The sequence below is a fragment of the Streptomyces sp. NPDC056128 genome, assembly GCF_042263835.1.
Taxonomy (GTDB): Bacteria; Actinomycetota; Actinomycetes; order Streptomycetales; family Streptomycetaceae; genus Streptomyces.
On sequence record NZ_JBHJVQ010000007.1, the window covers coordinates 41,388 to 67,346 of the forward strand.

Annotated in this window: 26 protein-coding genes and 1 pseudogene; 18 read left to right on the forward strand and 9 right to left on the reverse strand. The window is 73.6% G+C overall.

The features are described from left to right. The 10 genes and pseudogenes from ACFC1X_RS16440 to ACFC1X_RS16485 all read left to right on the forward strand — a co-directional run bounded on the left by ACFC1X_RS16440 (position 1) and on the right by ACFC1X_RS16485 (position 13,123). Complete coding sequence (locus tag ACFC1X_RS16440) at positions 1 to 1,677, forward strand: FAD-dependent oxidoreductase (protein ID WP_376353911.1); 1,677 nt, start codon at positions 1 to 3, stop codon at positions 1,675 to 1,677. 11 nt (positions 1,678 to 1,688) lie between these two features. Continuing rightward, entirely contained in the window at positions 1,689 to 3,146 is a 1,458-nt protein-coding gene (locus tag ACFC1X_RS16445; RefSeq protein WP_376354529.1) for an ATP-binding protein, read from the forward strand. Next, positions 3,143 to 3,496: a UBP-type zinc finger domain-containing protein gene (locus ACFC1X_RS16450; RefSeq protein ID WP_376353913.1), complete on the forward strand. Its 354-nt coding sequence runs from the start codon at positions 3,143 to 3,145 to the stop codon at positions 3,494 to 3,496. Before ACFC1X_RS16445 ends, ACFC1X_RS16450 begins: the two co-directional genes overlap by 4 nt. Positions 3,497 to 3,600: 104 nt before the next feature. Then, the gene (locus ACFC1X_RS16455; protein WP_376353916.1) at positions 3,601 to 6,573 is read left to right on the forward strand and encodes an AAA family ATPase; all 2,973 of its coding nucleotides are present in this window, start codon (positions 3,601 to 3,603) and stop codon (positions 6,571 to 6,573) included. Positions 6,574 to 6,708: 135 nt separating this feature from the next. Then, positions 6,709 to 8,013, forward strand: a complete 1,305-nt coding sequence (locus ACFC1X_RS16460; protein ID WP_376353919.1) for a CAP domain-containing protein — start codon at positions 6,709 to 6,711, stop codon at positions 8,011 to 8,013. 64 nt (positions 8,014 to 8,077) lie between these two features. After that, positions 8,078 to 8,755 (forward strand): AIM24 family protein, encoded by a 678-nt coding sequence (locus ACFC1X_RS16465; RefSeq protein ID WP_376353922.1) that lies wholly within the window; start codon positions 8,078 to 8,080, stop codon positions 8,753 to 8,755. Between the two features lie 8 nt (positions 8,756 to 8,763). Next, positions 8,764 to 9,723 (forward strand): annotated as a pseudogene (locus tag ACFC1X_RS16470) (threonine/serine dehydratase). Positions 9,724 to 10,018: 295 nt separating this feature from the next. Beyond that, complete coding sequence (locus ACFC1X_RS16475) at positions 10,019 to 11,611, forward strand: serine/threonine protein kinase (protein ID WP_376353924.1); 1,593 nt, start codon at positions 10,019 to 10,021, stop codon at positions 11,609 to 11,611. Between the two features lie 57 nt (positions 11,612 to 11,668). Next, complete coding sequence (locus ACFC1X_RS16480) at positions 11,669 to 12,646, forward strand: LLM class F420-dependent oxidoreductase (protein WP_376353927.1); 978 nt, start codon at positions 11,669 to 11,671, stop codon at positions 12,644 to 12,646. Positions 12,647 to 12,697: 51 nt separating this feature from the next. Then, the gene (locus ACFC1X_RS16485) at positions 12,698 to 13,123 is read left to right on the forward strand and encodes an SsgA family sporulation/cell division regulator (protein ID WP_376353930.1); all 426 of its coding nucleotides are present in this window, start codon (positions 12,698 to 12,700) and stop codon (positions 13,121 to 13,123) included. 7 nt (positions 13,124 to 13,130) lie between these two features. Here ACFC1X_RS16485 and ACFC1X_RS16490 read toward each other — a convergent pair whose 3' ends face one another. Continuing rightward, positions 13,131 to 13,634: a DUF6328 family protein gene (locus ACFC1X_RS16490; RefSeq protein WP_376353939.1), complete on the reverse strand. Its 504-nt coding sequence runs from the start codon at positions 13,632 to 13,634 to the stop codon at positions 13,131 to 13,133. 162 nt (positions 13,635 to 13,796) lie between these two features. Here ACFC1X_RS16490 and ACFC1X_RS16495 point away from each other — a divergent pair, with 162 nt between their 5' ends. Next, positions 13,797 to 14,138 (forward strand): hypothetical protein, encoded by a 342-nt coding sequence (locus tag ACFC1X_RS16495; protein ID WP_376353942.1) that lies wholly within the window; start codon positions 13,797 to 13,799, stop codon positions 14,136 to 14,138. Between the two features lie 16 nt (positions 14,139 to 14,154). On the opposite strand, the gene ACFC1X_RS16500 is transcribed toward ACFC1X_RS16495, so the two are convergent. The 5 genes from ACFC1X_RS16500 to ACFC1X_RS16520 all read right to left on the reverse strand — a co-directional run bounded on the left by ACFC1X_RS16500 (position 14,155) and on the right by ACFC1X_RS16520 (position 18,581). Continuing rightward, entirely contained in the window at positions 14,155 to 15,138 is a 984-nt protein-coding gene (locus ACFC1X_RS16500) for an aldo/keto reductase (RefSeq protein ID WP_376353945.1), read from the reverse strand. 4 nt (positions 15,139 to 15,142) lie between these two features. Beyond that, the gene (locus tag ACFC1X_RS16505; protein ID WP_376353947.1) at positions 15,143 to 16,375 is read right to left on the reverse strand and encodes an FAD-dependent monooxygenase; all 1,233 of its coding nucleotides are present in this window, start codon (positions 16,373 to 16,375) and stop codon (positions 15,143 to 15,145) included. A gap of 93 nt (positions 16,376 to 16,468) precedes the next feature. Continuing rightward, positions 16,469 to 17,170 carry a ribonuclease H gene (locus ACFC1X_RS16510; RefSeq protein WP_376353950.1) on the reverse strand — a complete coding sequence of 234 codons (702 nt, stop codon included), beginning with the start codon at positions 17,168 to 17,170 and terminating at the stop codon, positions 16,469 to 16,471. A 31-nt stretch (positions 17,171 to 17,201) separates the two neighbouring features. Next, on the reverse strand, positions 17,202 to 17,999 hold the full coding sequence (locus tag ACFC1X_RS16515) for a VOC family protein (RefSeq protein ID WP_376353953.1): 798 nt from the start codon (positions 17,997 to 17,999) through the stop codon (positions 17,202 to 17,204). A 99-nt stretch (positions 18,000 to 18,098) separates the two neighbouring features. Continuing rightward, positions 18,099 to 18,581 (reverse strand): VOC family protein, encoded by a 483-nt coding sequence (locus ACFC1X_RS16520; protein WP_376353956.1) that lies wholly within the window; start codon positions 18,579 to 18,581, stop codon positions 18,099 to 18,101. A gap of 210 nt (positions 18,582 to 18,791) precedes the next feature. On the opposite strand from ACFC1X_RS16520, the gene ACFC1X_RS16525 reads away from it, so the two are divergent. Continuing rightward, positions 18,792 to 19,445 (forward strand): ATP-dependent Clp protease proteolytic subunit, encoded by a 654-nt coding sequence (locus tag ACFC1X_RS16525; RefSeq protein WP_376353959.1) that lies wholly within the window; start codon positions 18,792 to 18,794, stop codon positions 19,443 to 19,445. Position 19,446: 1 nt separating this feature from the next. Next, the gene (locus ACFC1X_RS16530) at positions 19,447 to 20,049 is read left to right on the forward strand and encodes a ClpP family protease (protein ID WP_125490397.1); all 603 of its coding nucleotides are present in this window, start codon (positions 19,447 to 19,449) and stop codon (positions 20,047 to 20,049) included. Between the two features lie 46 nt (positions 20,050 to 20,095). On the opposite strand, the gene ACFC1X_RS16535 is transcribed toward ACFC1X_RS16530, so the two are convergent. Continuing rightward, positions 20,096 to 20,524 (reverse strand): helix-turn-helix domain-containing protein, encoded by a 429-nt coding sequence (locus tag ACFC1X_RS16535; protein ID WP_376353961.1) that lies wholly within the window; start codon positions 20,522 to 20,524, stop codon positions 20,096 to 20,098. Between the two features lie 246 nt (positions 20,525 to 20,770). Here ACFC1X_RS16535 and ACFC1X_RS16540 point away from each other — a divergent pair, with 246 nt between their 5' ends. Then, positions 20,771 to 21,658, forward strand: coding sequence for an RNA polymerase sigma factor SigF (locus ACFC1X_RS16540; protein WP_234959341.1), 888 nt, complete (start codon positions 20,771 to 20,773; stop codon positions 21,656 to 21,658). Between the two features lie 63 nt (positions 21,659 to 21,721). Here ACFC1X_RS16540 and ACFC1X_RS16545 read toward each other — a convergent pair whose 3' ends face one another. Further along, positions 21,722 to 22,177: an ATP-binding protein gene (locus tag ACFC1X_RS16545; RefSeq protein WP_376353963.1), complete on the reverse strand. Its 456-nt coding sequence runs from the start codon at positions 22,175 to 22,177 to the stop codon at positions 21,722 to 21,724. 144 nt (positions 22,178 to 22,321) lie between these two features. On the opposite strand from ACFC1X_RS16545, the gene ACFC1X_RS16550 reads away from it, so the two are divergent. The 3 genes from ACFC1X_RS16550 to ACFC1X_RS16560 all read left to right on the forward strand — a co-directional run bounded on the left by ACFC1X_RS16550 (position 22,322) and on the right by ACFC1X_RS16560 (position 24,698). Next, positions 22,322 to 22,906: a PRC-barrel domain-containing protein gene (locus tag ACFC1X_RS16550; protein ID WP_376353966.1), complete on the forward strand. Its 585-nt coding sequence runs from the start codon at positions 22,322 to 22,324 to the stop codon at positions 22,904 to 22,906. After that, positions 22,903 to 23,322: a PRC-barrel domain-containing protein gene (locus ACFC1X_RS16555; RefSeq protein ID WP_376354532.1), complete on the forward strand. Its 420-nt coding sequence runs from the start codon at positions 22,903 to 22,905 to the stop codon at positions 23,320 to 23,322. The genes ACFC1X_RS16550 and ACFC1X_RS16555 overlap by 4 nt, the downstream gene beginning before the upstream one ends. A gap of 74 nt (positions 23,323 to 23,396) precedes the next feature. Further along, positions 23,397 to 24,698: a streptophobe family protein gene (locus ACFC1X_RS16560; RefSeq protein WP_376353968.1), complete on the forward strand. Its 1,302-nt coding sequence runs from the start codon at positions 23,397 to 23,399 to the stop codon at positions 24,696 to 24,698. 25 nt (positions 24,699 to 24,723) lie between these two features. Here the strand turns inward: ACFC1X_RS16560 and ACFC1X_RS16565 are convergent, their stop codons facing one another. After that, positions 24,724 to 25,134: a hypothetical protein gene (locus ACFC1X_RS16565; RefSeq protein WP_376353970.1), complete on the reverse strand. Its 411-nt coding sequence runs from the start codon at positions 25,132 to 25,134 to the stop codon at positions 24,724 to 24,726. A gap of 375 nt (positions 25,135 to 25,509) precedes the next feature. Here ACFC1X_RS16565 and ACFC1X_RS16570 point away from each other — a divergent pair, with 375 nt between their 5' ends. Beyond that, positions 25,510 to 25,896 (forward strand): nuclear transport factor 2 family protein, encoded by a 387-nt coding sequence (locus tag ACFC1X_RS16570; RefSeq protein ID WP_376353973.1) that lies wholly within the window; start codon positions 25,510 to 25,512, stop codon positions 25,894 to 25,896. Positions 25,897 to 25,959: the final 63 nt, after the last annotated feature.

The following is a 25,959-nucleotide window of genomic DNA, read 5'->3' on the forward strand; positions in this document are numbered from 1 at the left end:
ATGGCACAGGACGACGGGGCGACGCGGACCGTCATCATGACCGTGGACGACGATCCGGGGGTCTCCCGTGCCGTCGCCCGTGACCTGCGGCGGCGCTACGGCGCGACGTACCGCGTCGTGCGCGCGGAGTCCGGCGAGTCGGCCCTCCAGGCGCTGCGGGAACTGAAGCTGCGCGGCGACCTGGTGGCGGTGCTCCTCGCCGACTACCGGATGCCGCAGATGAACGGCATCGAGTTCCTGGAGCAGGCCCTGGACATCTATCCGGGCGCCCGGCGGGTGCTGCTGACCGCGTACGCGGACACCGGCGCGGCGATCGACGCGATCAATGTCGTCGACCTGGACCACTACCTGCTCAAGCCGTGGGACCCGCCCGAGGAGAAGCTGTACCCGGTCGTGGACGACCTGCTCCAGGCCTGGCGCACCGGCGACCACCGGCCGGTGCCCAGAACCAAGGTCGTCGGGCACCGCTGGTCGGCGCGGTCCTCGGAGGTTCGCGAGTTCCTGGCCCGCAACCAGGTGCCCTACCGCTGGTACTCCTCCGACGAGCCGGAGGGGCGCCGCCTGCTGTCGGCGGCCGGGCAGGACGGGCAGCGGCTGCCGGTGGTGATCACACCGGACGGGACGCCGCTGGTGGAGCCGGAGGCGCCCGACCTCGCCGCGCACGTGGGCCTGGCGACGACCCCGACCTCGGACTTCTACGACCTGGTCGTGATCGGCGGCGGCCCGGCCGGGCTGGGAGCGGCCGTGTACGGGGCCTCGGAGGGGCTGCGGACGGTGCTGGTGGAGCGGTCGGCGACCGGCGGCCAGGCCGGGCAGAGCTCCCGCATCGAGAACTACCTCGGCTTTCCCGACGGGGTCTCCGGCGGGCAGCTCACCGAGCGGGCCCGGCGGCAGGCGGCGAAGTTCGGCGCCGAGATCCTCACCGCGCGGGAGGTGACCGGTCTGGAGGCCAACGGGGCGGCGCGGGTCGTCCGCTTCTCGGACGGCTCGGCGATCGCCGCGCACAGCGTGATCCTGGCGACCGGCGTGTCCTACCGGCAGCTCGCGGCGCCGGGCACGGACGAACTGACCGGCTGCGGCGTGTTCTACGGCTCGGCGCTGACCGAGGCCGCCTCCTGCCAGGGCCACGACGTGTACATCGTGGGCGGCGCCAACTCGGCCGGGCAGGCGGCGATGTACCTCGCGCGGGGCGCCAAGTCGGTGACGCTGCTGGTGCGCGGCGGCTCCCTGGCGGCGTCGATGTCGCACTACCTGGTCCAGCAGATCGAGGAGACGCCCAACATCCACGTGCGCTGCGGCACCGTGGTCGAGGGCGCGCGGGGCGACGGCCGGCTGGAGCGGCTGACGCTGCGCGACGCGGAGGCCGGCGACACCGAAGAGGTCGACGCGCAGTGGTTGTTCGTGTTCATCGGCGCGGCGCCGCTGACCGACTGGCTGGACGGCACGGTGCTGCGGGACGAGCGCGGGTTCATCCTCGCCGGGCCGGACCTCACCGTGGACGGGCGGCCGCCGGCGCAGTGGGAGCTGGACCGCCCGCCGTATCACCTGGAGACCAGCGTCCCGGGCGTGTTCGTGGCGGGCGACGCCCGCGCCGAGTCCGCGAAACGGGTCGCGTCCGCCGTCGGAGAGGGAGCCATGGCCGTGATGCTCGTCCACCGGTACCTGGAGCAGTCGTGAGCGGGCGGCCGATGCCGTGCGCCCCCGAGGAGATCGGGAAGCTGTTCCTGTTCGAGAAGCTGTCGCCCGAGCAGTTGGGCCGGCTGTGCGCGGAGGGGCGGGTCGAGCTGTTCGAGCCCGGTCCGGTGTACACCGAGGGCGAGGACGCGACGTGCTTCTACGTGATGATCGAGGGGGCGGTCGTGCTCTCCCGCCGGGTCGGCGGGGACGACGTGGAGACCAACCGCACCTCGCAGCGCGGTGTGTACGCGGGCGCGATGCAGGCGTACGTCGGTGACCGGCTGCCGCAGGTCTACAACAACTCGATGCGGGTCACCGAGCCGACGCGGTTCTTCGTGCTGCCCGCCGCGACGTTCGCGGCCGTCATGCGGGAGTGGTTCCCGATGGCGGTGCACCTGCTGGAAGGGCTCTTCTTCGGGTCCAAGAGCACGCAGCGGGCGGTCGGGCAGCGCGAGCGGCTGCTGGCCCTGGGCTCCCTGTCGGCCGGTCTCACGCACGAGCTGAACAACCCGGCGGCGGCCGCGGTACGGGCCACCTCGACGCTGCGGGAGCGGGTGGCGAAGATGCGGCACAAGCTGGCCGTGATCGCCGAGGGCCCGTTCTCCCGCGACGCGCTGGCGGGGCTCATCGAGATCCAGGAGCGCACGGCCGAGCGGGTCGCCAAGGCGCCGTCGCTGAGCCCGCTGGAGGCCGCCGACCGGGAGGACGTCCTCACCGACTGGCTGGAGGACCACGGCATCGACCACGGCTGGCAGCTCGCCCCGACCTTCGTGCAGGCCGGTCTGGACACCGACTGGCTGGAGCAGGTCGCGGCGGCGGTGGACGAGGAGATCCTCGCGGGAGCGGTCGGCTGGCTCAACTACACCGTCGAGACCGAGCTGCTGATGAACGAGATCGCGGACTCCACCGCCCGCGTCTCCCACCTCGTCGACGCGGCCAAGCAGTACGCGCAGCTCGACCGCGCGCCCTACCGCACCGTCGACGTCCACGAACTCCTGGACAGCACCCTGCTGATGCTGTCCGGGAAGATCGGCCCCCGGATCGAGGTCGTCAAGGAGTACGACCGCACGGTGCCGAAGGTCCCGGCGTACCCGGCGGAGCTGAACCAGGTGTGGACCAACCTGATCGACAACGCGGTCGCCGCGGTGAACGACGCGGGCGGCGACGGCACGCTGACGGTGCGGACCGCCCTCCACCACGACCGGCTGCTCGTGGAGTTCCGCGACACCGGCACCGGCATCGCCCCGGAGATCCGGGAGCGCATCTTCGACCCGTTCTTCACCACCAAGCCGGTGGGCGAGGGCACCGGGCTCGGCCTGGACATCTCCTGGCGGATCGTGGTCAACAAGCACCACGGCGCGCTCCAGGTGGAGTCCGAGCCGGGCGACACCCGCTTCCAGGTGCTCCTGCCGCTCACCGCCGCCGAGCCCGATCCGACCGAGGAGACGGCACGAGAGGAGACGGCATGACCAGCGACACCGGAATCGACCCCACCGTCCCGCCGAGCGGTACCGGCTGCGCCGAGTGCGACGCCGCCGGCGGCTGGTGGTTCCACCTGCGGCGCTGCGCGAGCTGCGGCCACGTCGGGTGCTGCGACAGCTCGCCGGGGCAGCACGCGACCGGGCACTACACGGCCACCGGGCACCCCTTGGTGCAGAGCTTCGAGCCGGGCGAGGAGTGGTACTGGGACTACGCGACCGGCGAGGTGCGCGAGTCCGGTCCCGGCCTCGCGCCGCCGGCCAGCCACCCCCAGGACCAGCCGGCGCCCGGACCGGCGGGCCGGGTCCCGGCGGACTGGGCCGCCACATTGCGGCGCTGACCGCCCGCTGACCGCCCACGGACCGGTCCGGCAGGCGCCCCGGGACCGGTCCGGGCGATCCCGGCCCCACGGGACGGGAGGCACTGTCGGACCCGCGTGTCAGGATGGGCGGCGTGCCGCAGACCTCACTCACCAGCCCACTCGTCGGCCGCGAGGACGAACTCGCGCGTCTCACCGGCGTCCTGGGGCGCGCCCGCGCCGGGGAGGCCCGCGCGGTGCTCGTCGCCGGGGACGCCGGGGTGGGCAAGACCCGGACCCTGGACGAGGTCGCCGGCCGGGCCGCCGCGGCCGGGACCACCGTGCTCACCGGGCACTGCGTGGACCTGGGCGACGTCGGTCTGCCCTATCTGCCGTTCACCGAGATCCTCGGCGCGCTGGCCGCCGACGAGCGGTTCGCCGCCGTGCTGGCCGCCCACCCGGTGGCCGACCGGCTGCTCGGCGGCGGCCCGGACGACGGGGGCCCGGCGGACCGGTCGCGGCTGCGGCTCTTCGAGGGCGTGGCCGCGCTCCTCACCGACCTGGCGGACGTCGCACCGCTGCTGCTGGTCCTGGAGGACCTGCACTGGGCCGACCAGTCCTCCCGGGACCTGCTGAGGTTCCTGCTCAGCCGGGGCGTGCTGCAGCGGCCGGCCGGCGGGGCCCCGGGCCACCGTCTCGCGTTGCTCGCCTCGTACCGGGCGGACGACCTGCACCGCCGTCACCCGCTGCGTCCCCTGCTGGCCGAGCTGGTGCGGCTGCCCTCCGTGGAGCGGCTGGAGCTGCGTCCCCTGCCGGACGCCGACGTCGCCCGGCTGGTGCGCGCGCTGCGGGACCGGCCACTGCCGGACACCACCGTGCACCGGATCGTCGAACGCGCCGAGGGCAACGCCTTCTACGCCGAGGAGCTGGTGGCCGCCACGGACGCGCCCGCGGGTGGCGTGCCCAGCGGCCTGGCCGACGTGCTGCTCATCCGCTTCGAGCAGCTGTCGGAGACCGCGCAGCAAGTCCTGCGCACCGCCGCGGTCGCCGGGCGGCGCGTGGGGCACGATCTGCTGCGGGACGCCGTGGGGCTGCCCGAGGAGGAGCTGGAGTCGGCGCTGCGCGAGGCCGTGGAGCGGCAGTTGCTCGTCTCCGGCGACGGGGACACGTACTCGTTCCGGCACGCCCTGGCCCGGGAGGCGGTCTACGCCGATCTGCTCCCCGGGGAACGGGCCCGGCTGCACGGCGGGTTCGCGCGGCTGCTCGCCGGGCCGGACCGCCGCTCGGACAGCGCCGCCGAACGCGCCCACCACTACCGCGAGAGCCACGACCTGCCCGAGGCGCTGGCCGCGTCCCTGGAGGCCGCCGACCACGCACAGCGCGTCGGCGCGCCCGCCGAGGAGCTGCGGCACGTCGAGGCGGCCCTCGACCTGTGGTCGGCGGTCGACGCCCCCGCGCGGCCCGCGGGCCCCGACGCGGTGACGCTGACGCTGCGCGCCTCGGCGGCCGCGGCGCACGCCGGGGAGGTGCACCGGGCGGTCTCCCTCACCCGTGCCGCGCTGGCCGGCCTCGGCCAGGACGCCGACCTGGAACTGGCGGCCCGCGTGCGCTACACGCTCGCCGGGAACCTGCTCAGCGTCGACAACCAGTCGGCGGCGTACGCCCACAGCAGCGAGGCGCTCGGCCTGATCCCCGCCGAGCCCCCGTCGGCGACCTGGCTGTGGGCCGCGGCGACCCATGTGATGGCGGCCCGCCAGGTCGGGGAGAACGGGACGGCGCTGCGCGTGGCGCGCCGGGCCCTCGGGGTGGCGGAGGAGCTGGGCATCACCGACGCCCGCGCCGACCTCCTGATCTCCCTGACCAGCCTGGAGGGCGGCAACCGGAGCACTCCGGAGGGCCGCGAGCGGCTCCTCGAGGCGCGGGAGCTGGCACGCCGGGCGGGCAACGCGCCGGTGGAGCTGCGCGCCCTGTTCAACCTGGCCATCGGCAGCTTCGAGTCCGGTGACCTGGAGGAGTGCCTGACCCGGGCGTCGGAGGGACTGGACCGGGCCCGCCGCTCCGGGCTGCTGTCCTCGCCGTATCCGCGGGAGATGCGGTATCTGCGGCTGCTGGTGCAGTACACGCTGGGGCACTGGGACGAGTGCGTACGCGGCTCCGAGGAGCACAGCGGGGCGCTGCCCGCCTGGGGCGGTCACACCATCGGTCCGGGGCTGTACGTGGCCCTGGCGCGCGGCGACTCGGGGGCCGCCGACCGCGCCCGGGCGCTGCTGAAGGGGCCGTTCGACTGGATGGCCCGGCTCGTCGGGGGCATCGTGCTGACCGACGCCGCCGCCCTGCGCGGGGACGCGGCGGACGCCGTGCGGTCGATGCGGTCCACCGTCGAGGCGCTCAGCGACGACGCGGGCACACCGCCGCTGGCGACCGTCAGGCTCGCCGCCCTCGCCCTGTCCGCGGCCGCCGACACCGTGATGGAGCTGCGCAGGACCGGCGACGAGCCCGGCGCCGCCCGCTGGGCCGAATCCGCGGCCGAACTGCTGGAGCAGGCGCGGTCGTCCGCCGGGTACGGGGAGGACGGCACGCCCCAGGGCCCCGAGGGGCAGGCATGGCTGGCGCGGGCCGAGGCGGAGTGGATCCGGACCACCGGTTCCGAGCCGGACCCGGCGTCCTGGGAGAGGGCGGTGGCCGCGTTCACCTTCGGCGACACCTACGAACGCGCCCGGTGCCGGCTGCGCCTCGCGGAGGCCCTGCTGGCGGCCGGCCGCCGCGAGGAGGCGGCCACCGAGGCCGAAGCGGTACGCCGGGAGGCCGACCGGCTCGGCGCCACGGTGCTGCGCGAGCGGCTGGACGACCTGACCCGCCGCGGCCGCCTCACGGACCCTGCGCCCGCCGGCGGGCAGGGGGCCGCGGTGCTCACCGCCCGGGAGCGGGACGTCCTGCGGCTGCTCGCCCTCGGCCACAGCAACCGGCGGATCGGCGAGGAGCTGTTCATCAGCGCCAAGACGGCGAGCGTCCACGTCTCCAACATCCTCGGCAAGCTGCACGCGGCCGGCCGCACCGAGGCGGTCGCCATCGCCTACCGGCAGGGCCTGATCGTCCCGGAGCCGGCGTCGTCGGACTGAGCAGGCGGGCGGACCGAACAGGCGGGCGCGGGCGCCGGGAACCCCCGCAGCCCGGCGGACGTTGACCCGGCACCGACACCCGTACGCGTACCCCTACCCGCGCCCGGAGCGCGCACGACGACACAGGGCGGCACGATGAGCGAGTTGGTCCCCGGGGGCAACGTCCCTCTGCCCGTCGGCCCCGTGCAGGTACGGGTGCCCGGCCCCTTCGACGTGTCGGCGCTCGTCACGGACGACGGCGGAAAGGTCGGCGGGGACGGGGACTTCGTCTTCTACAACCAGCCGCAGGCACCCGGCGCCCGGCTCCTCGGCGGCACGCTCACCGTCGATCCCGCCCGGCTGCGCCCCGGTGCGAGCCGGGTGACGGTGGTGGTCAGCCCGTCGGAGGCCGGGACCGCCCTGAGCGCGCTCCCCTCCCCCGCCCTCCACGTCACCGACACCGCCGGCCGGACGCTGGCCCGGTTCACCCCCGCGCGCCCCGGGCAGGAGACCGTGCTGCTGCTCGCGGAGCTGTACCGGCGCGGCGAGCGCTGGAAGCTGCGCGCCCTGGGCCAGGGGTACGCCGACGGACTCGCCGGACTCGCCCGGGACTTCGGGGTGGACGTGATCGACGACGCCCCCGTGCCGCACGGGACACCGGCCCCGTCAGCCATGCCGGCCGCCGACGCCGACGGCTTCCTCGGCCTGGTCAACTCCGCCCGGACGGCGTCCGGTTCCCCGCCGCTCACCGCGGACGCCCGGCTGGTCTCCGCGGCCGGGGCGCACGCCGCCGCGATGGCCGCCGCGGGCACGCTGAGCGTCGAGACACGGGACGGCGTCTCCGTCCATCAGCGCGTTGTATCGGCCGGGTTCGCCTACCTCACCGTCGGCGAGCACCTGGTCTCCGGCCCGCGCACCCCCGCCGAGTTCGTCGCGTACTGCCTGGGCACCGAACGCACCCGGCGCACGCTGCACGACACCGCCTTCACGCACGCCGGCTGGGGTCACGCCACCGGCGGGCCCTCGGGCGACACGTACTGGACGGCGCTGTGGGCCGTGCCGCTCACCCCGGACGGGCTGGACCGCACCACGGCGGAGGTCGTCGGCCTCACCAACCGGGAGCGGGCCGGGGCGGGGCTGCGCCCTCTGGCCGTCGACGCCGCCCTGACCCGGGCCGCGCAGGCGCACAGCGCGGACATGGTGGCCCGGGACTTCTACGCCCACACGGACCCCGACGGCGGGAAGCCCTGGGACCGGGCCGCCGCCGCGGGAGCCGCCCGGCGCACGGTCGGCGAGAACATAGCCTGCGGGCAGCGCTCCGCGGCCGACGTGGTCGAGGGCTGGATGAACAGCCCCGGTCACCGCGCCAACATCCTCAAGGCCGACTTCACCCGCATCGGGGTCGGCCTGGCCGGCGGCGGACGGGCGGGCACCTACTGGACCCAGCTCTTCGGCGGCTGAACACCTGGGAGGGACTCGGCACGCGATCTTGGCGGAACGGCACTCTCCGGGCCAGGATGCGGGTATGAAGGGTGACCTCTTTTCCAGTGAGCACATGGTGCAGCCCGCCTCCGCGCCGGGCATGACCGTCGAGAACTCCAAGTGCATCCGCTATGCGGTGAACGGCGAGATGCTCGCCCGGCAGGGCGCGATGATCGCCTACCGCGGCGGACTCCAGTTCGAACGCAAGGGCCAGGGCGTGGGCGGCATGCTCAAGCGCGCGGTCACCGGCGAGGGGCTGCCGCTGATGGCGGTGCGCGGACAGGGCGAGGCATGGTTCGCGCACGAGGCGCAGAACTGCTTCATCGTGGAGGTCGAGCCCGGCGACGAGTTCACGGTGAACGGCCGCAACGTCCTGTGCTTCGACGCCTCGTTGTCGTACCGCATCTCCACCGTGAAGGGCTCGGGCATCGCCGGCGGCGGGCTGTTCAACAGTGTCTTCACGGGACACGGCAGGCTGGGGCTGGTGTGCGAGGGCAGCCCGCTGGTCATCCCGGTCTCGCCGCAGTACCCGGTCTACGTCGACACGGACGCGATCGTCGGCTGGTCGGCGGGGCTCGAGACCTCCCTGCACCGTTCGCAGTCCATGGGCTCGATGCTGCGCGGCGGCTCCGGGGAAGCCGTCCAGCTGCTCCTCCAGGGCGAGGGCTTCGTCGTCGTCCGGCCGAGCGAAGCGACGCCGCAGAAGGCGCAGCAGCACTGATGACCACCTTGATCGGGATCACGGAGATCGAAGCCGCGGCCGAGCGGATCGCCGGCCATGTCGTCCGCACCCCGACCGTGCCCAGCCCCGGGCTGTCCGCACTGCTCGGGGTTCCGGTCACCGCGAAGCTGGAGCTGCTCCAGCGCACCGGCTCGTTCAAGGCGCGGGGCGCGACGGCGAAGCTGCTGTCGCTGACCGAGGCCGAGCGGGCGGCCGGGGTGGTCGCGGTCAGCGGCGGCAACCACGGCGTCGCCGTGGCGGTGATGGCCGCGGCGCTGGACGTGAAGGCGACGGTGGTCATGCCGCGCACGGCACCGGCCCGTTCCGTCTAGATCGCCGAGGAGGCGGGCGCGCTGGTGCGGCTCACCGACGGCATGGACAGCGCCTTCGCGCTCGTGACGCGCCTGCGGGAGGAGGGGCTGACCCTGGTCCACCCCTTCGACGACCCGGTGGTGATCGCCGGTCAGGGCACCGTCGGGCTGGAGTTCGAGGAGGACGCCGGGGAACTCACCGACGTGCTGGTGAGCATCGGGGGCGGCGGTCTGATCGCGGGCGTGGCAGCGGCGCTGCGGGCGCGGCGGCCGGAGCTGCGGGTGTGGGGCGTGGAGACCGAGGGCGCCGAGGCGATGTCCCGGGCGCTGGCGGCGGGCGGGCCGCTGCCCGTGGCCCTGTCGTCGATCGTCACCACGCTCAGCGCCCCGGCCGTCTCGCAGGTGACGTACGAGCATGTGTCGGCGCTGGTCACCGAGGTGCTGGTGGTGCCGGACCGGGAGGCCGTCGAGGGGTCGCTGGCGCTCGCCGAGCACGCAAAGGTGTGGACCGAGCCGGCGGCCGGGTGTCTGCTGCCGGCCGCCCGGCGGGTGGTGGAGCGGGTGGGTGACGGCGCCCGGCTCGGTCTGGTGGTGTGCGGCGGCAATGCCACGACCGCCGACATGGCGTCCTGGGCGGACCGGTTCGGGTTGCGCTGACACCGTTTTCCGGCACCGGATCCGCATTTACCGCCGGTTACCCCCAGGCGGGCATCGGAATTCCGGTGCCACGCGGTCCGGCGGCGGAATTCGGAACGGACGAGCGAGCGGGACCGTCCAGTTCAGGGCTGGTCCAGACCGGGTCGGTCGCTTTTCCCGCATACACGGTCGCGCAGGTGTTCGGCGCTTTTTGAAGAAGGGTCAGAAAGGGGCCCGGATCGCGCATTCGTTGAACGCGGCCGGGCCCCCTCACCGTATCCCTGGACAAGCTGAGAGCCAGCGGTGCGAACGAGGGATGGCCATGGGCTGGGCGCACGTCTCCACACACGAGTTGGTCGCCGGACGGTACCGCCTGCTGGAGGTCGTCCACGAGGAGACGAACCGTGTCTGCTGGTCCGGGGAGGACACCGGGACGGGCCGTCCGTGCCTGGTCACGCGGATCGCGCTCCCGGAGGAACAGGCCGGCGACACCGCCCGCCGGGCCACCGGGCGGGTGGTCCGCGCCTGCGAGACCGTGGAGCGGCTGTGTCCCGGGCGGATCGTCCCGGTGGTGGACGCGACCGTCGCGGACGGCGCCCTGTGGACGGTGACCGAGTGGGTCGGCGGGGTGCCGCTCGGCGAACTCCTGGCCCGGCAGGGCACGTTCAACTACGTGCGCGCGGCACGCGTCGGCCTGGAGCTGCTGGCCGTGCTGGACGCGGCGCACGGCGAGGGCATCACCCACGGCGAGCTGAGCCCGGGCCAGGTGTTCGTGCGCGAGGACGGCTCGGTCGCCGTCACCGGGTTCGGTCTGGCCGGCGCCACCCTCGCCCCGCGGCTCACCGCGCCCTCGTACGCCTCGCCCGAGCAGGCCCGCGACGAGCGGATCGGGCCCGCGGCGGACCTGTGGACGCTGGGCGCGATCCTCTACACCATGGTCGAGGGGCGTCCGCCCTTCCGCGACCGCGGCCGGCCCGAGGCGACGCTGAAGGGCGTGGACCGGCTGCCGCTGCGCACTCCGGTGCGCACCGGTCCGCTCACCCAGGCAGTGCTGGGGCTGCTGCGCAAGGACTCCCGCGAGCGGCTGACCCGCCCGGTGGTCCGCGAGGCGCTCACCCGGGTGCTGACGGAGGATCCCGACACGGCCGTGCGCGAGGTTCCGGGCCCCCGGCTGCGCGGCGTGTACGCGGCCGCCCGGGGCGCGAGCCGGGCGTGGAGCAGGCGCGGCACGGTCGCCGGGACCGCCCTCGCGCTGGCCACGGTCACGGTCGCCGTCGTCGCCGTCACCCAGGGGCTGCCCGGCACCGACGACGGTTCCGGCACGGACGCCCGGCAGCGCCCCTCGGCCCCCGCCGCTCCCTCCCCCGAGGACTCCGCCCCCGCCTCGCCCACTCCCCCGCCGAGCGCGAGTCCGTCACCGTCGAAACCGGCCGACGGAACACTGCCCGCCGGGTTCAGCCGCTACGACGCGCCGGAGGGCTTCTCCGTGGCCCTGCCCGGGAACTGGCGGCGCCTGGACACCTCGCGGGTGCCGGACGGGGCGTACCGGGTCGTCTTCGGCGCGTCCGGCGACCCACGCACCCTCGCGGTCACCTACAGCGAGCGCGCGGGCGCCGACCCGGTCGCGGTGTGGCGCGACGACGTGGAGCCGGGACTGGAACGCTCGGGCGGCTACCGGCGGATCGGCGAGATCCGGGCGACGACGTACCGGGGGCGGGAGGCCGCCGACATGCAGTGGGTGGCCCACGACGACGGCGACCGGATCCGCACCTTCGGCCGCGGGTTCCTGCTCGGCGGCGGCCGCAGCTTCTCGCTGCGCTGGACTACCCCGGCCGCCGACTGGGGCGACGGCGAGAACGAACGGGCGCTCGCCACGTTCCTCGGAAGCTTCCGGGAGGACACGGCCTGACCGCTTCCCTCCCGTTTGCGACGGTTTTCCCTCGGGCCGGGCGGGGACCCGGACGCCATGGCACACATCGGATACACGATGATGACCGAGCAGGCCGGCCCGCGTGAACTCGTCGGCCATGTGGTGCGGGCGGAGGAGGTGGGGTTCGACTTCTCGGTGACCTCGGACCACTACTTCCCCTGGCTGCGCGCGCAGGGCCACTCGCCGTACGCCTGGAGCGTGCTCGGCGCCGCGGCGCAGGCGACCTCCCGCATCCCGCTCATGACGTACGTGACGTGCCCGACCTTCCGCTACCACCCGGCGGTGGTGGCGCAGAAGGCGGCGACGCTGCAACTGCTGTCCGAGGGCCGGTTCCGGCTGGGTCTCGGCTCGGGCGAGAACCTCAACGAGCACGTGGTGGGCGGCGGCTGGCCGTCCGTCGACGTGCGGCACGAGATGCTCCGGGAGGCCGTGGAGATCATCCGGGCGCTGTTCGACGGCGGCCACGTGAACCACCGCGGCACCCACTTCGACGTGGAGTCGGCCCGGCTGTGGGACCTGCCGGAGAGCGCGCCGCCGATCGGGATCGCCGTCTCCGGCGACCGCTCCTGCGCACTGGCGGGCGAGTTCGCCGACCTCGTGATCGCCACCGAGCCCAAGGCGGAACTGCTGGCGGCCTTCGACCGGCACGGCGGCGCGGGCAAGCCGCGCGTGGGCCAGCTGCCGGTGTGCTACGACCCCGACCGGGACGCGGCGGTCGAACGCGCCCACGCCCAGTTCCGCTGGTTCGGCAGCGGCTGGAAGGTCAACTCGGAGCTGCCCCACCCGGACTCCTTCGCGGCGGCCACCCAGTTCGTCACCCCCGACGACGTCGCCGCGTCCATCCCCTGCGGCGACGACCCGGACGCCTTCGTCGCGGCCGTGCGCCCGTACGTGGAGGCCGGGTTCACCGAGATCGCCCTGGTGCAGATCGGCGGCGAGTCCCAGCACGCCTTCCTGGACTGGTCGGAGAAGACCCTGCTGCCCGCGCTGCGCGAGGCGCTGGGCGATAGCTGACCAACCGCGGGGTATGAGAGGGCTCTACGTCCGTCCCGCTGGAGGTCACTCGTGAACACCGCCGTGCACAGGACCCTGGTCGTGCAGATCCAGACGGGCGACACCGACCGTTTCCCCGTACTCGCGCACTTCTCCTACGACGCGCTGGACCCGTTCGCGCTCACCGTGGTGTTCAGCCACGACGGCCGCGTACTCGCCCGCTGGACGCTGGACCGGCAGATGGTGGGCGAGGGGCTGACCCGGCCGGTCGGCGTCGGCGACGTACGGATACGGCCCCAGTCGCGGGGCGTGTGGGACGAGCTCCGCATCGAACTGCTGGGCGACGACCGGTCCGACGGGGACCGTCACCGCGCCGTGGTGTTCGTCTGGGCCGCGGCCGTCGAGGCGCTCCTGCGCGAGACGCACGCCGTGGTCCGGCCGGGCACGGAGCAGGTGCGCGTCGACGACTTCCTCGCGGAACTGACGGCCGAGGGCTGACCCCGCCTCAGTCGGCGGTGTGCCGGTGCCGGGTCCACATCGGGATCCCGAACCAGCACAGCAGGTACCAGAGCACGACGCCGGTCACGACGTAGGGCACGAACCCGTTGTGGGTGGCGACGCGCAGGATCAGCAGGAGCGAGCAGGCCATGGTGGCGAGCAGCCCCACCAGGCCGAGCATGGTCAGCCGGGACGCCCACCGCACCGCCTGGGGTTTCACCCGCCGCCCGGACACCAGACGGTGCAGGGACACCGGGCCGATCAGGGCGCCGGTGGTCACGGCGCCGAGCACCACCGTCACCAGGTAGATCCGCTGGTCGGTGGCCGAGAGTTCCTCGTACTTGGACTGGAACACGACGGTGAGCAGGAAGCCGAACAGGATCTGCACGCCCATCTGCGCGACGCGTACCTCCTGGATCAGCTCCGACCACATCCGGTCGGCCCGCTCCTCCTCGGTCTCGTTGCGGCCTCTGCGCCGCCCCCCGCCGTCAGCCGTGCCCGAGTCAGTCACGGTTCCTCCCGATCGCCGTCGCCCGTGTGTTCTCCGTTCCCGTCTCTGTTCCCGCGATCCCCGCACTCAGGCGCCGGGCCTGGAGGAGGACGCCCGGTTTGAGGGAACGGCGGGCGGTTACACGGCCCGGACCAATCGGCACGCAGGGAGGAAGTGCGAAGGATGTCCGACACTCAGCTCACCGTGACGCTCAGCGGCGGCGGCCTCGACGACGCGCGGGCCATCGTGCGGACGCTGGAGGACGTCTTCGGGGCGCCCGACGGCCGTCCGGCCGACGAACGGGCGACGGTGCGCACCGCGACCTTCGACTCCCCGCCCTCACCGGAGGCCGCCCCGTCACCGGCGCGGGCCGCGCTGTCCGCGCCGGTGACGGTCACCGTGCAGGGCACGCCGCAGGCCGTGGAGGCGGCGAGCACGACGCTGTCGCACGCCTTCAGCACGCGCGACGAGGGAGCGGCCGCCGGCGACCAGGAGCGCGAACGGCAGTTGCTCCTGGTGCCGTGAGGCCGCGGCGCACCTGCTACCAGCGGCCCTCGACCTGGTCCTTGATCCGCCGGTCGTAGAGATCGCGGACGGCCGCGAGGGTCCGGTCGGACAGTTCCGGGAGCCGGGCGGCGTCGGTGTTGGCGCGTGCCTGCTCGGGCGAACGGGCTCCCGGGATCACCGTGGTCACACCGGGCTGCTGGACGACCCAGCGCAGGGCCAGCTGGGCCGGGGTGTATCCCTCGGGGGCGAGCGCGGCGAACTCCGCGGCGGCCTCCACACCGGTGGCGAAGTCGACGCCGGAGAAGGTCTCGCCCTGGTCGAAGGCCTCGCCGTGCCGGTTGAAGTTCCGGTGGTCGTTCGCGGCGAAGACGGTGTCCTTGGTGTACTTGCCGGACAGCAGTCCGGAGGCGAGCGGCACCCGGGCGATGATGCCGACGCCCGCCTCCCGGGCCGCGGGCAGGACCTCGGTCAGGGGCTTCATCCGGAACGGGTTGAGGATGATCTGCACGCTCGCCACGTTGGGCCGGGCGATCGCGGTCAGCGCCTCCTGGCAGGTCTCCACGCTCACGCCGTACGCGGCGACGCGCTCCTCCTCGACCAGTGTGTCCAGGGCGTCGAAGACCTCGTCGCTGGAGTAGACGGAGGTCGGCGGGCAGTGCAGCTGCACCAGGTCGACGACGTCGACGCCGAGGTTGCGGCGCGACCGGTCGTTCCACTCGCGGAAGTTGTCGAGGACGTAGTTCTGCGGGATCTGCTCGACCCGGCGGCCCATCTTGGTGGCGACCAGCACGTGCAGGTCGGGCCTGCCGCGCAGGAACGTGGCGATGGTCTCCTCGCTGCGGCCGTCGCCGTAGACGTCGGCGGTGTCGAAGAAGGTCACCCCCGACTCGGCGGCCGCCTCCAGCACCGTGAGGGCCTTCTTGTCGTCGACGTCCCCCCAGTCGGCGCCCAGTTGCCAGGTGCCGAGGCCGACCACCGACGCGTGCTGATCCGACCTGCCGAAAGTGCGCTCGTCCATGGCGTCAGTCTGTCATCCGCCGTGCGCCCGCGAGTCTGCGGGCCTGCGCGGTCCGCGCCAGCCGCGGCCCCAGCCAGCGCTTGAACCGGCGCAGCGCCTCCAGGCGCCCCGCCGCCCGGTCGAGCCGGTAGTAGAGGCCGGGCGGGAGGTACGGGAGCAGGGGTGAGTGGCGCTGGCCGAGCAGGGCGAACATCCGTTCCGGGGGCAGCCGGAGGTAGCGGGGCAGGTTCTCGTACCACTGGGCGCTGTGGCGGGCGGCGCTCTGCACCGGCAGCAGGGCGGCCCTGCGTTCTTGCTCGTACCGGGCGAGCGCGTCGGGAAGGCGGGCGTGCTCGCGCACCGCCGCGGCCAGGGCCATGGCGTCCTCCAGGGCGAGCGTGGTGCCGGCGCCGATGGAGTAGTGCGTGGTGTGGGCGGCGTCGCCGAGCAGGACGAGGTTGTCCCGGGACCAGGTGCGGTTGGTGAGGGTGCGGAAGGCGGGCCAGCCGGCGCCGGCGCGACCGCCGCCGGAGCGTGCGGTGAGCGGGTGTCCGTCCAGGACGTCGGCGAAGAGCTTCTCCAGCAGGACCAGCGCCTCGCCCTCGTCGGCCCGGTCGAGACCCAGACCGGTCCAGGTCTCGGGCGCGCACTCGACGACGCAGGTGCTGCCGCCGGGGCCGAACCCGTACCCGTAGGCCCAGATCCAGCCGTGGTCGGTCTCGGTGAAGGCGAAGGTGAAGGCGTCGAAGACCTTGGTGGTGCCGAGCCAGACGTAGCGGTTGCGGCCGAAGGTGATCTCGCTGCCGAAGTGCGCGGCGTGGTGGGTGCGCAGCGCGCTGCCCACGCCGTCGGCGGCCACCACGAGGTCGGCGGCGGGCGGGTTCGCGCCGGTGATCTCGTGGTCGAACTCCAGGCGCACGCCGAGGGAGCGGGCGCGGGCGGCGAGGATCTCCAGGAGCCGGTGGCGGCCGATGCCGAAGCCCTCGTCGCCCTGGTGCCGGGTGGAGACGTCGCCGACGTGGGCGACGCCGTCGCGCCAGCGCACGGAGTGCTCCTCGACGGCGCGCGCCGATTCGGGGTCGTGCTCCCGGAGCCGGTCGAGCAGTCCGCGCCAGTAGGTGACGCCCCAGCCGTAGGTGGAGCCCTCCGGGTCACGTTCGTAGACGGTGATGTCGTGGGACGGGTCCTGCAGCTTCAGCAGGATGGACAGATACAGTCCGGCGGGCCCGCCGCCGACGCAGGCGACCTTCACACACACCCCTGGTATGCACTCGTCGCGGTCATGGAGACACGCAGAGTAGCAAGGGTGGGGCGGCAGAACGGCGTCACACGGCCGAGGGGTCCGCGCGGATCAGCCGGCGGTCGCCGTGCGGCACTCCGGGTGGCCCCAGCCCTGGTCGTTCTTGGCGATGGACTCCCCCGCCGCGTAGGCGCGTCCGCACAGGCAGCGGCCCGGGAACTTCGCCTTGATGGTGCGCGCCGCGGAACCGTTGCTCTTGCGGGCGGTGCCCGGCTTGCGGCGCGGTGACTTCCCGGCCGCCGGGACGTCGGGGGCGGGCGGCGGCTCCGGGGAGCCGAGGCCGCTGCCCGCGGGCTCCTGGACCACCGCGGCCTGGCTGGCGGCGCGGTCGGCGAAGTCGTTGAGGCGGTCGCCGTCGACCTGGTGGGCGGGGACGTAGCGGAAGTCGACCGAGCGGCCGGCGAGCAGCTCGTCGATGCGCACGACCAGTTCCTGGTTGGCGACCGGCTTGCCGGCCGCCGTCTTCCAGCCGTTGCGCTTCCAGCCGGGCAGCCAGGTGGTGACGGCCTTCATGGCGTACTGCGAGTCCATGCGGACCTCGAGCGGCACGTCCGGGTCGGTCGACGCCAGCAGGCGTTCCAGCGCCGTGAGTTCGGCGATGTTGTTGGTCGCCCTGCCGAGCGGACCGGCCTCCCAGCGGACCGGGGTCTCCGAGGCGTCGGCGACCACCCAGGCCCAGCCGGCCGGACCCGGGTTTCCCTTCGACGCCCCGTCGCACGCGGCCACCACACGTTCACCCATGCGCCCGATCATGCCATGGCGCGGCGGGGTGCCCGGACGGGGCTCAGGCGACGTCCGTGATCTTCGGCATCTCCCCCTCGGTGGTGGTGATGTCGATCACCGAGAAGGCCGCGCCCTGCGGGTCGCTCAGCGCCGCGAACCTGCCGAACGGGGTGTCCATCGGCCCGAACCGCAGGACGCCGCCGCGTTCGGTGGCGCGGGCCACGGCGGCGTCGCAGTCGGGGACGGTGAAGTAGACGTTGATGTAGGGGGGAACCTCGGGCGGGAAGTCGTCTCCCATGGCCATGCGGCCCAGGACGGTGCGGTCGCCGAGGTCGAAGAGGCGGAAGTCCACCCCGTCGTCGTCCATCTGCTTCGCCTTGTAGGAGAAGACCTGGGGGAAGAAGGCGTCCGACTTCCCGGGTTCGCGGGTGAAGACCTCGGCCCAGCAGTACGCGCCGGGCTCGGCCATCGCCTCGAAGCCTTCGTGGGTGCCTGCCTGCCAGACGCCGAAGACGACGCCGCTCGGGTCGCGGGCCAGGCACATGGTGCCGTAGTCGCCGACCTGCATCGGCTCCATCACCACCTCGCCGCCGGCCTCCCGGATGCGGGCCGCGGTCGCCGCGGCGTCCCGGGACGCGAGGTAGAGGCACCACTGCGCGGGGCCCTCCTGGCCGGGCATGGGCGGGACCACGGCCGCCACCGCCTTGCCGTTCGCGTAGCACTCGGTGTAGTTGCCGTACTCCGACGATGCCTCGCCGAAGGTCCAGCCGAGGACGTCGCCGTAGAAGCTCTTGGCTGCCTCGACGTCGCCGAACATCGCGTCGGCCCAGCAGGGGGCCCCTTCAGGTTGCACGGCCATGGTGCCGCCTCCCGTGCGAATGACTGGTCCGGACGGCAGGGGCCGTCCGCTTCCTCACGCTAGTCACCCCCGGCCCGCCCCGCGCGCCGGAAGCACGCCTCACTTCCCGGCGTACGCCAGCTCCAGTGCGGCGATGTCGAGCTTGCGCATCGCCATCATGGCCTTGTTGGCGCGCGCGACCTTCTCGGGGTCCGGGTCGCGGAACATCTCCTCCAGCCGGATCGGGACGACCTGCCAGGACACGCCGAACCGGTCCTTGAGCCAGCCGCAGGGGCCCTCCTCGCCGCCGCCCTCGGTGAGCTTCGCCCAGTAGTGGTCGACCTCGTCCTGGTTCTCGCAGGAGATCTGGAAGGAGACCGCCTCGTTGAACCGGAACTGCGGGCCGCCGTTGAGGGCGACGAACTTCTGGCCGTTGGCGGTGAAGTCGACGGTGAGGACGGTGCCGGCCGGCTGGTACGACCCCTCGGGGTAGTGGGTGACGGCGCCGACGCGGGAGTTCTTGAAGAGGGAGACGTAGAAGTGGGCGGCCTCCTCGGCCGTGCCGTCGAACCAGAGACACGTGGTGAATCCGTCGGTGCTCATGACTGCCTCCTGGGCCTGGAACTCGGTCACCACTGTCGACCGGCGCGGAGCGCGAAAGTCATCGCTCTGCTCGTGGCGAATCTGCCGCGGGCAGAGAAAGCGCCGCCCGGGTCCGCGGCGGGCCAAGAGTGAAGGAGTGAGGGAACGCGGCGCCGCAAGCCGCGTACCACCCACCCTCCAGGACCGTCCACGACTCGACAAGGAGCGCCGATGTTCCCACTGACCGCCGGCCCCGGCCCGGCCGCACGGCCCCGCGCGGAGGAGGGCGACACCCCCGCGACCCGGTTCGACGAACAGCTCGCCGCGCAATTGCTCGACCAGCGGATCGTGCTGCTGGGCACGCAGGTGGACGAGGTCTCCGCGAACCGGGTCTGCGCCCAGTTGCTGATCCTGTCCGCACAGGACCCGCGCGCCGACATCACCCTGTTCATCAACAGCCCCGGCGGCTCCGTGCACGCGGGGCTCGCCGTCTACGACACGATGCGGCTGATCCCCAACGACGTCTCGACGCTCGCCATGGGCTTCGCCGCCAGCATGGGTCAGTTCCTGCTGAGCGTCGGCGCGGCGGGCAAGCGCTACGCGCTGCCGAACGCGCGGGTCATGATGCACCAGCCCTCCGCGGGCATCGGCGGCACCACCGCCGACATCGAGATCCAGGCCGACAACCTGGAGTTCACCAAGCGGACCATCGAGCGGATCACCGCCGAGCACACGGGCCAGACACCGGAGACCATCTCCCGGGACGGCGACCGCGACCGCTGGTTCACGGCCGAGGAGGCCAAGGAGTACGGAATGGTGGACCGGGTCGTCCACTCTCTAGCGGACGTGCGCCCGGCCGCGCCCGCGCGACGGATGGGGCTGTGACATGGGGAGCTACACGATTCCGAACGTCGTCGAGCGCACCCCGCAGGGCGAGCGGTCCTACGACGTGTTCAGCCGGCTGCTGTCGGAGCGGATCATCTTCCTGGGCACCGAGATCGACGACGGCGTGGCCAACGTCGTGATCGCGCAGCTCCTGCACCTGGAGTCGTCGGCCCCGGAGACCGAGATCGCCGTCTACATCAACTCCCCGGGGGGCTCGTTCACCTCGCTGATGGCGATCTACGACACGATGACGTTCGTGCAGGCGCCGATCTCGACGTTCTGCGTCGGGCAGGCGGCGTCCACGGCGGCCGTGCTGCTGGCCGGCGGGGACCCGGGGCGGCGGTTCGTGCTGGAGCACGCGCGGGTCCTGCTGGGACAGCCGGCCAGCGGCGGCCGGCAGGGCACGGTCTCCGACCTGGCGCTGCAGGCCAAGGAGATGGTCCGGATCCGCTCCCAGGTCGAGGAGGTGCTGGCCCGGCACACCCGCCACGACGTCGCGACCCTGCGCGCCGACATGGACCGCGACAAGGTGTTCACCGCCGAGGAGGCGGTGGCGTACGGGCTGGCCGACGAGGTGCTCGCCCGGCGCCTGGCACGGGTGTGAGGAGCCGGGCCGGCGTCGCACGGGGGCGCCGGCCCGGACGGTCTTCTCAGGCGGCCAGGCACATCCCGTCGTGCCGCGCGCCGGAGGTGCCCCGGCCGGCGCCCGCGCCGGTGTGCCGCGAGGTGAGGCGGACCAGCTCCCCGTGGGCCCGGGCCAGCAGGTCGCCCAGGGAGAGCCCGAGGGCGCCCGCGGCGGCGGCGAGCACCTCCGACGACGCCTCCTTGCGCCCGCGCTCCACCTCCGACAGGTACGGCATGGAGATCCGGGCGGCGTCCGACACCTCCTTCAGGGTCCGCTCCTGGGCGAGGCGTTCGCCGCGCAGGACGTCGCCGACCAGGTCGCGCCAGAGGGGCTCGCGGACGGTGGGCGGCCTTCGCTCCGTGGGCGCCGGCGCGACGGCGGGGCGGGGTCCCGGGCGCGTGGCCTGCGGGCGCAGCGGAATGACGCGGGCTTCGTTCGGCACGTGGCTGGTCACGTGCTCAGCCTAGGAGCCCGGCCGCGTCACGGAAGGGGTCGGCGTTCCGCCCTGAGGGAAATCCGCGGGTGACGGGGGCCACTCGCGGGACTACGCTGAGAGAGGAGGCATCACCCCGCGACGACGCGGCGGCACCCGTTTTCCGCCACCCGTGAGAACGGGGGGCATGTGCTGCCGTGACCCGGGTACCCGCAGGCGGGAAAAACCTAGGGAGACGTCTGAACCGTGACTTTCGTGGGAGAGGTAATGGAGACCGCCGTGGTCCGGCCGAAAGCGCAGGTTGTCGGGAAGACCGCCGGGGGCGGGACGGGTGACGGAACCCTGCCCGGGGTCGTGGACCCCCGTACCGTGGCGCCGCGTGACGCCCGGCAGTTGTCCCGCCAGTTCTTCCAGCGCCTGACGGAGCTCGAAGAGGGCACGCACGAGTACCAGTACGCGCGCAACACCCTGATCGAGATGAACATGTCGCTCGTGCGGTTCGCCGCCGGCCGTTTCCGCGGTCGCGGGGACGACATGGAGGACATCGTCCAGACCGGCATGATCGGCCTGATCAAGGCCATCGACCGGTTCGAGCTGTCGCGCGAGGTCGAGTTCACGTCTTTCGCGCTGCCGTACATCGTCGGCGAGATCAAGCGCTTCTTCCGGGACACCACGTGGGCGGTGCACGTGCCGCGCCGGCTCCAGGAGCTGCGCGTGGAGCTGGCCAAGGCCCGCGAGGAGCTCTCCTCCCGGCTGGACCGCGAGCCCACCGTGGCCGAACTCGCCACGCTGATGAACATCGGCGAGAACGAGGTGATCGAGGGCCAGATCGCGTCCAACGGCTACAACTCGTCCTCGCTGGACGCGGCGCTGACCGGCGACGGCCCGGAGAACGGCGAGTCGGTGCTGGCCGACTTCATCGGTGTGGAGGAGGACGGGCTGCGGCTCGTCGAGGACTTCCACTCGCTCGCGCCGCTGATGGCCGAGCTGAGCGAGCGCGACCGCCGGATCATCCACATGCGGTTCGTCGAGGAGGCCACCCAGGCCGAGATCGGCGCGGAGCTCGGCTGCTCGCAGATGCACGTGTCCCGGCTGATCAAGCGGATCATCACGCGGCTGCGCGAGGGCATGCTGGGCGAACTCGGCTGCGCCTGACGCCGCGGTTCGTGGTTCTTCGTGGTGCTCCTCACGCTTCGGTGAGGGGCACCACGCTCACGTTCACGCCTCCGTGAGCGGCACCACGGCGCGTACCCGCTTGCCGACCGGGACGGGTTCGACGACGACGGTCTCCGCCAGGGCGTGCACGATCTCCAGGCCGTGGTGCCCCACGCGTTCGGGGTCCTTGGGGAACCGCTCGGGCACCGCGCCGCTGCTGTCGTAGACGGTCACCGCCACCGAGGCGCCGGTGCCCTCCAGTTCCAGGATGTACGGGCCCTTGCTGTGGCGGTCGGCGTTGGTCACGAGTTCACTCACCACCAGCAGGACCGCGCCGTCGGAGCGGGCGCCGATCGCGGCGCACCACTCGGTCCTCAGCTGGTCGAGGAAGAGCGCGGCGAAACCTCGCGCCTGCGCTATGCATCCCGGCTCACCGGAGTAGTGTGCCGCCCGCCTCAGCGGTTCAACGGGGACGTCGAAACCAGTAGGTATCACTGCCCCGTCCAGGTGCTCGGTCATGCGTGTCTCTCTCGGAAGCCGGACTGGCCGGACGCTGCTGCACCCGTCCTCGTACCCCGAGCCGCGCGGCGCAGTCCCCGTCTTCTCGTAGTGCGGGCATCGTCACAGTGGAGCGGGGAACCCGAGGAGGCGGGAAGGGGTGCGATGAACGAGCTGATGGCCGCGCGAAGCATCACCACCCGGCCGGTGGTGACCCTCGGCGGCGACGCCGTCGCCCACGTCAAGGACACCGTATGCGACGCCGCCGCGGCCCGGATCACCGGTTTCACCCTGACAGGGCGAGGGCTGCTGTCCGGCTCGCTGAAGGACGGCCTGCCCTGGGCGGCCGTGTACGCGCTGGGCCACGACGCGGTGATGATCCGCGACCGGCGGGGCCTGGTGGACGCGGCGGCCATGACGGCGCGGCAGCAGCCCCTGCGGGCCCGGCTGCTGGGCGCGCGGGTGCTGACCGAGGCGGGCGCCGAGGTCGGCACGGTGCTCGACGTCGTCGTGGAGGGCGGCACCGCCGGGCGGGTCGTCGGCTTCCGGGTGGCGGCGAGCCGGCGGTTCGTGCCGGGGCAGACCCGGCACCGGCGGCGGGTGTACGTGCCGCGCGGCGGGACGCTCTCGGTCACCGGTCGCGCCCTCGTCCTGCCCGAGGACGCCGTCCGGCACGTCGCCGACGACCTGCCGGGTTTCAGCTCCCTGGTGGGCGGTGTGCCCGGCCCGTGGCGGGGCTCGCTGCCGTGATGCTGTTCACCGAGGTGCGAGGGCTGCCGGTGGTGCCGTCGGCCCCCGGGGCGGGCCCGCTCGGCACCGTGGTTTCGCTGACCGTCGACATCGCCTCCGGCACCGTGAGCCACGTCCGGTTCCGCGGCGGGCACCTGCGCCGGGAGACGGCGCTGGCCTGGGACGCGGTGGACACGATCGGACCCAGCGCCGTCCGGGTGCGGCCCACGGGCTCCACCGAGCCGCCCGTGCCCCACCACGACCTGCTGGGCCACCGGGTCCTGACCGAGGCGGGCACCTCACACGGCACCGTACTGGACGCCGCCTTCGACACGGCGACGGGCCGTGTCCTCGCGGTCTTCACCACCCGGGGCGAGGTGTCGCCCGACCGCCTCCTGGGGCTCGGCGAGCACGCCCTGGTCGTCCGCGCCGCCTGACCGGGGACGGCGGGCCACCGCGCGGACGGCCCAGTCGGCGGGCGGGCCCGGCGGGGCCTGCTTAGCGTGGCAGCGTGAGTGCGCGAAATCCCTCCGGAACGCCCGGCCGGACCGCACCCCCCGGCCGGGCGGTCGCCCGGCACGGCTGGGCGCAGGCCCTGGGCACCGTGCTGGCCGCTCTGGTCGCCATGGGCGTCGTGGCCTCGCTCGGACTGTGGGCGGCCGGGGCCGCTAACCTGCCCGACAACGCCTTCCCCCGGGTGGTCGTGGCGACCGTCGTCACCGCCCTGGGCGGCGCGCTGGAACTGGCCGGGGACGCCGGGGAGTTCGCCGACACCGACGCGGGGCTGACCGTGATGCCGCTGTCCGTCACCCTGACCGGTGCGCTGGTGATCGCCTACGGCTTCCTGCGGCCCCTGCGCCACCGTGCCGTCGCCGGCGCCCCCGAGCTGGCCGGCTGGGCGGGGCGGATCGCGTTCCTGTGGCTGCTCGCGCTCCTCGGGCTGGCCTTCGCCGCGCGGCAGACCTTCGAGGTCTCCCTCGGCGAGGGTGTGCTGAGCGACCTCGGCGACCTGTTCGGCGTCAGGCCGACCGTCGGATTCACCGCGGACGTGCCGCTGACCGTGCTCTTCGGGCTGCTGTGGCTGGCGGGCGTGCTGGTGCTGGCCCTGCTGGTCTCCCGCGGGGCGCCGCTGCCCGGCCGGCTGCTGCGCCTGCAGACGTCGGTGCGGCCGGCGGCGTACGCGATGGTCGCGCTGCTGCTCGCCTACGTCGTCATCGGCGTCGTCGTCGGCCTGGTCGTCGCCGGGACGCGCGGGCACCCGGCGGACACCTTCGCCGTGCTGCTCCTTGGCCTGCCGAACCTGGCCTGGCCGGCGCTCACGATCGGCCTGGGCGCGACCTGGAACGGGCGGGTCGAGGGGCCGTTCGGGCTGCCGATGCCGCGGGTGGTGGACGAGGTGCTGCGCACGGAGGACGTCTCGACCGTGAACCTGGGCACGCTCACCGAGCAGGACGGGCGGATGTGGTGGCTGCTGGTCGCCGCGGCGGTCCTGGTCGTGGCGGCCGGGTTCGTCATGGCGCTCCGCTCACCGGCCCGGATGCCGGTCTGGCTGCACGCGGTGCACCTGGCGGTGGCCCTGGCGCTGACGGTCCTGATGATCGGCCTCGTCGGCCGCGTCTTCGCCCACTACGGGCTGTCCGTGCTCGGCATCGGCGACCTGGGCGGCGGCCTCTCCGGCCGGCTCTTCCTGCGGCCGCAACTGTGGAGTGCGGTGGGTCTCGCGCTGCTGTGGGGACTGGTCGCGGGGGCGCTCGGCGCGCTGCTCGCACGGTGGGCGGGGCGGCGGGCGGGGCGGGCTCCGACGGGCTCCTAGGGCGGTCCCGCAGGCCCTCGGAGGGTCAGGCCACCGGGACGACGAGGGGCGGGGAGGCCCGTTGCATGCGGAGTGCGTCCACGGACTCGGCCATCAGCTCGTACTCGGTGGTGTCGTCGCTGGTCGCGATCCGCACCAGATGCCCCGCGGCCAGCTCGTCGGCGACCAGTTCCTGCTGGAGGTCGTCGGCGCACCAGGTGCGCAGCACGCGCGGCACGTCGGGCGCGTCGTCGGCGACGGGGGTCAGGGCGGCGCGCGGTAAGTGGGGGGTGTCGGGCTGCGGGTCCAGCCGCTCGGCCATCCAGGAGGCGCGGTCGCGCAGCCACCACAGGGCCAGGGCGAGGGTGGGAGCCCGGTAGGTACCGAGCGGGACACCGATGCGCCGGCCGTCACAGACGCCGTAGGCCGTGACGTGGCACAGGAACTCGTCGTGCACTGCTACCCTCCCCCGTCACCCACCGCCTGCCGGTCGGGCAGGGCGTCCGTGCGGCTCGTGTGCTGTGCGTGAGGGCGCTGTCGCATGGTGTGAGAGGCCCTAGAGGTGAGTATGTTCACCGATGAATCACTGTCACCATGAATTTCCGGCCAGTCTCCTGGCATATTCACGGCCGTTGATGGCCGAAAGCCGACCCGTGCCGTCGGCCGTCCCGATTCCGGGCGGACGGTCCGCCGGCGGATGCGCGGGGCGCCGCCATGACCCCGGGGGTAATCGACGGTGCGCGCGGGTGCGGGCATGGTTGCGGTACCGGGTCGCCGAGACCGGGACCCGGTCCCTGACCAGCGCACACGACCTCGATGGAGGCTGATCGCCATGTCCGCATCCGCACCCGCCCGCCGCCACGAAGACGCCGTCGCCCGCTACTTCGAGGCGTGGAACGCGGCACCGGAGGCGCGGGCCAAGGCGGTCGCCGCGGCCTGGACCAATGACGGCGGCTACACCGACCCCCTGGCCGATGTCCGCGGCCACGAGCAGATCGCGGCCGTGATCGCGGCGGCGCACGAGCAGTTCCCCGGCTTCGTCTTCCGGCTGTCCGGTGCCGTGGACGGGCACCACGACACGGCGCGCTTCTCCTGGGAGCTGGTCAGCGAGGCCGACGGCTCCGCACCGGTGGCCGGGTTCGACGTGGTCACGCTGGACGACGAGGACCGGATCAGCGCCGTGTTCGGCTTCCTGGACCGAGTGCCCGCCGGGGCGTGAGGGCGCCCCGGCGAACGCCCCGGGTCCCGGAGGCGGCGACCCGCCTCCGGGACCCGGGTGTGC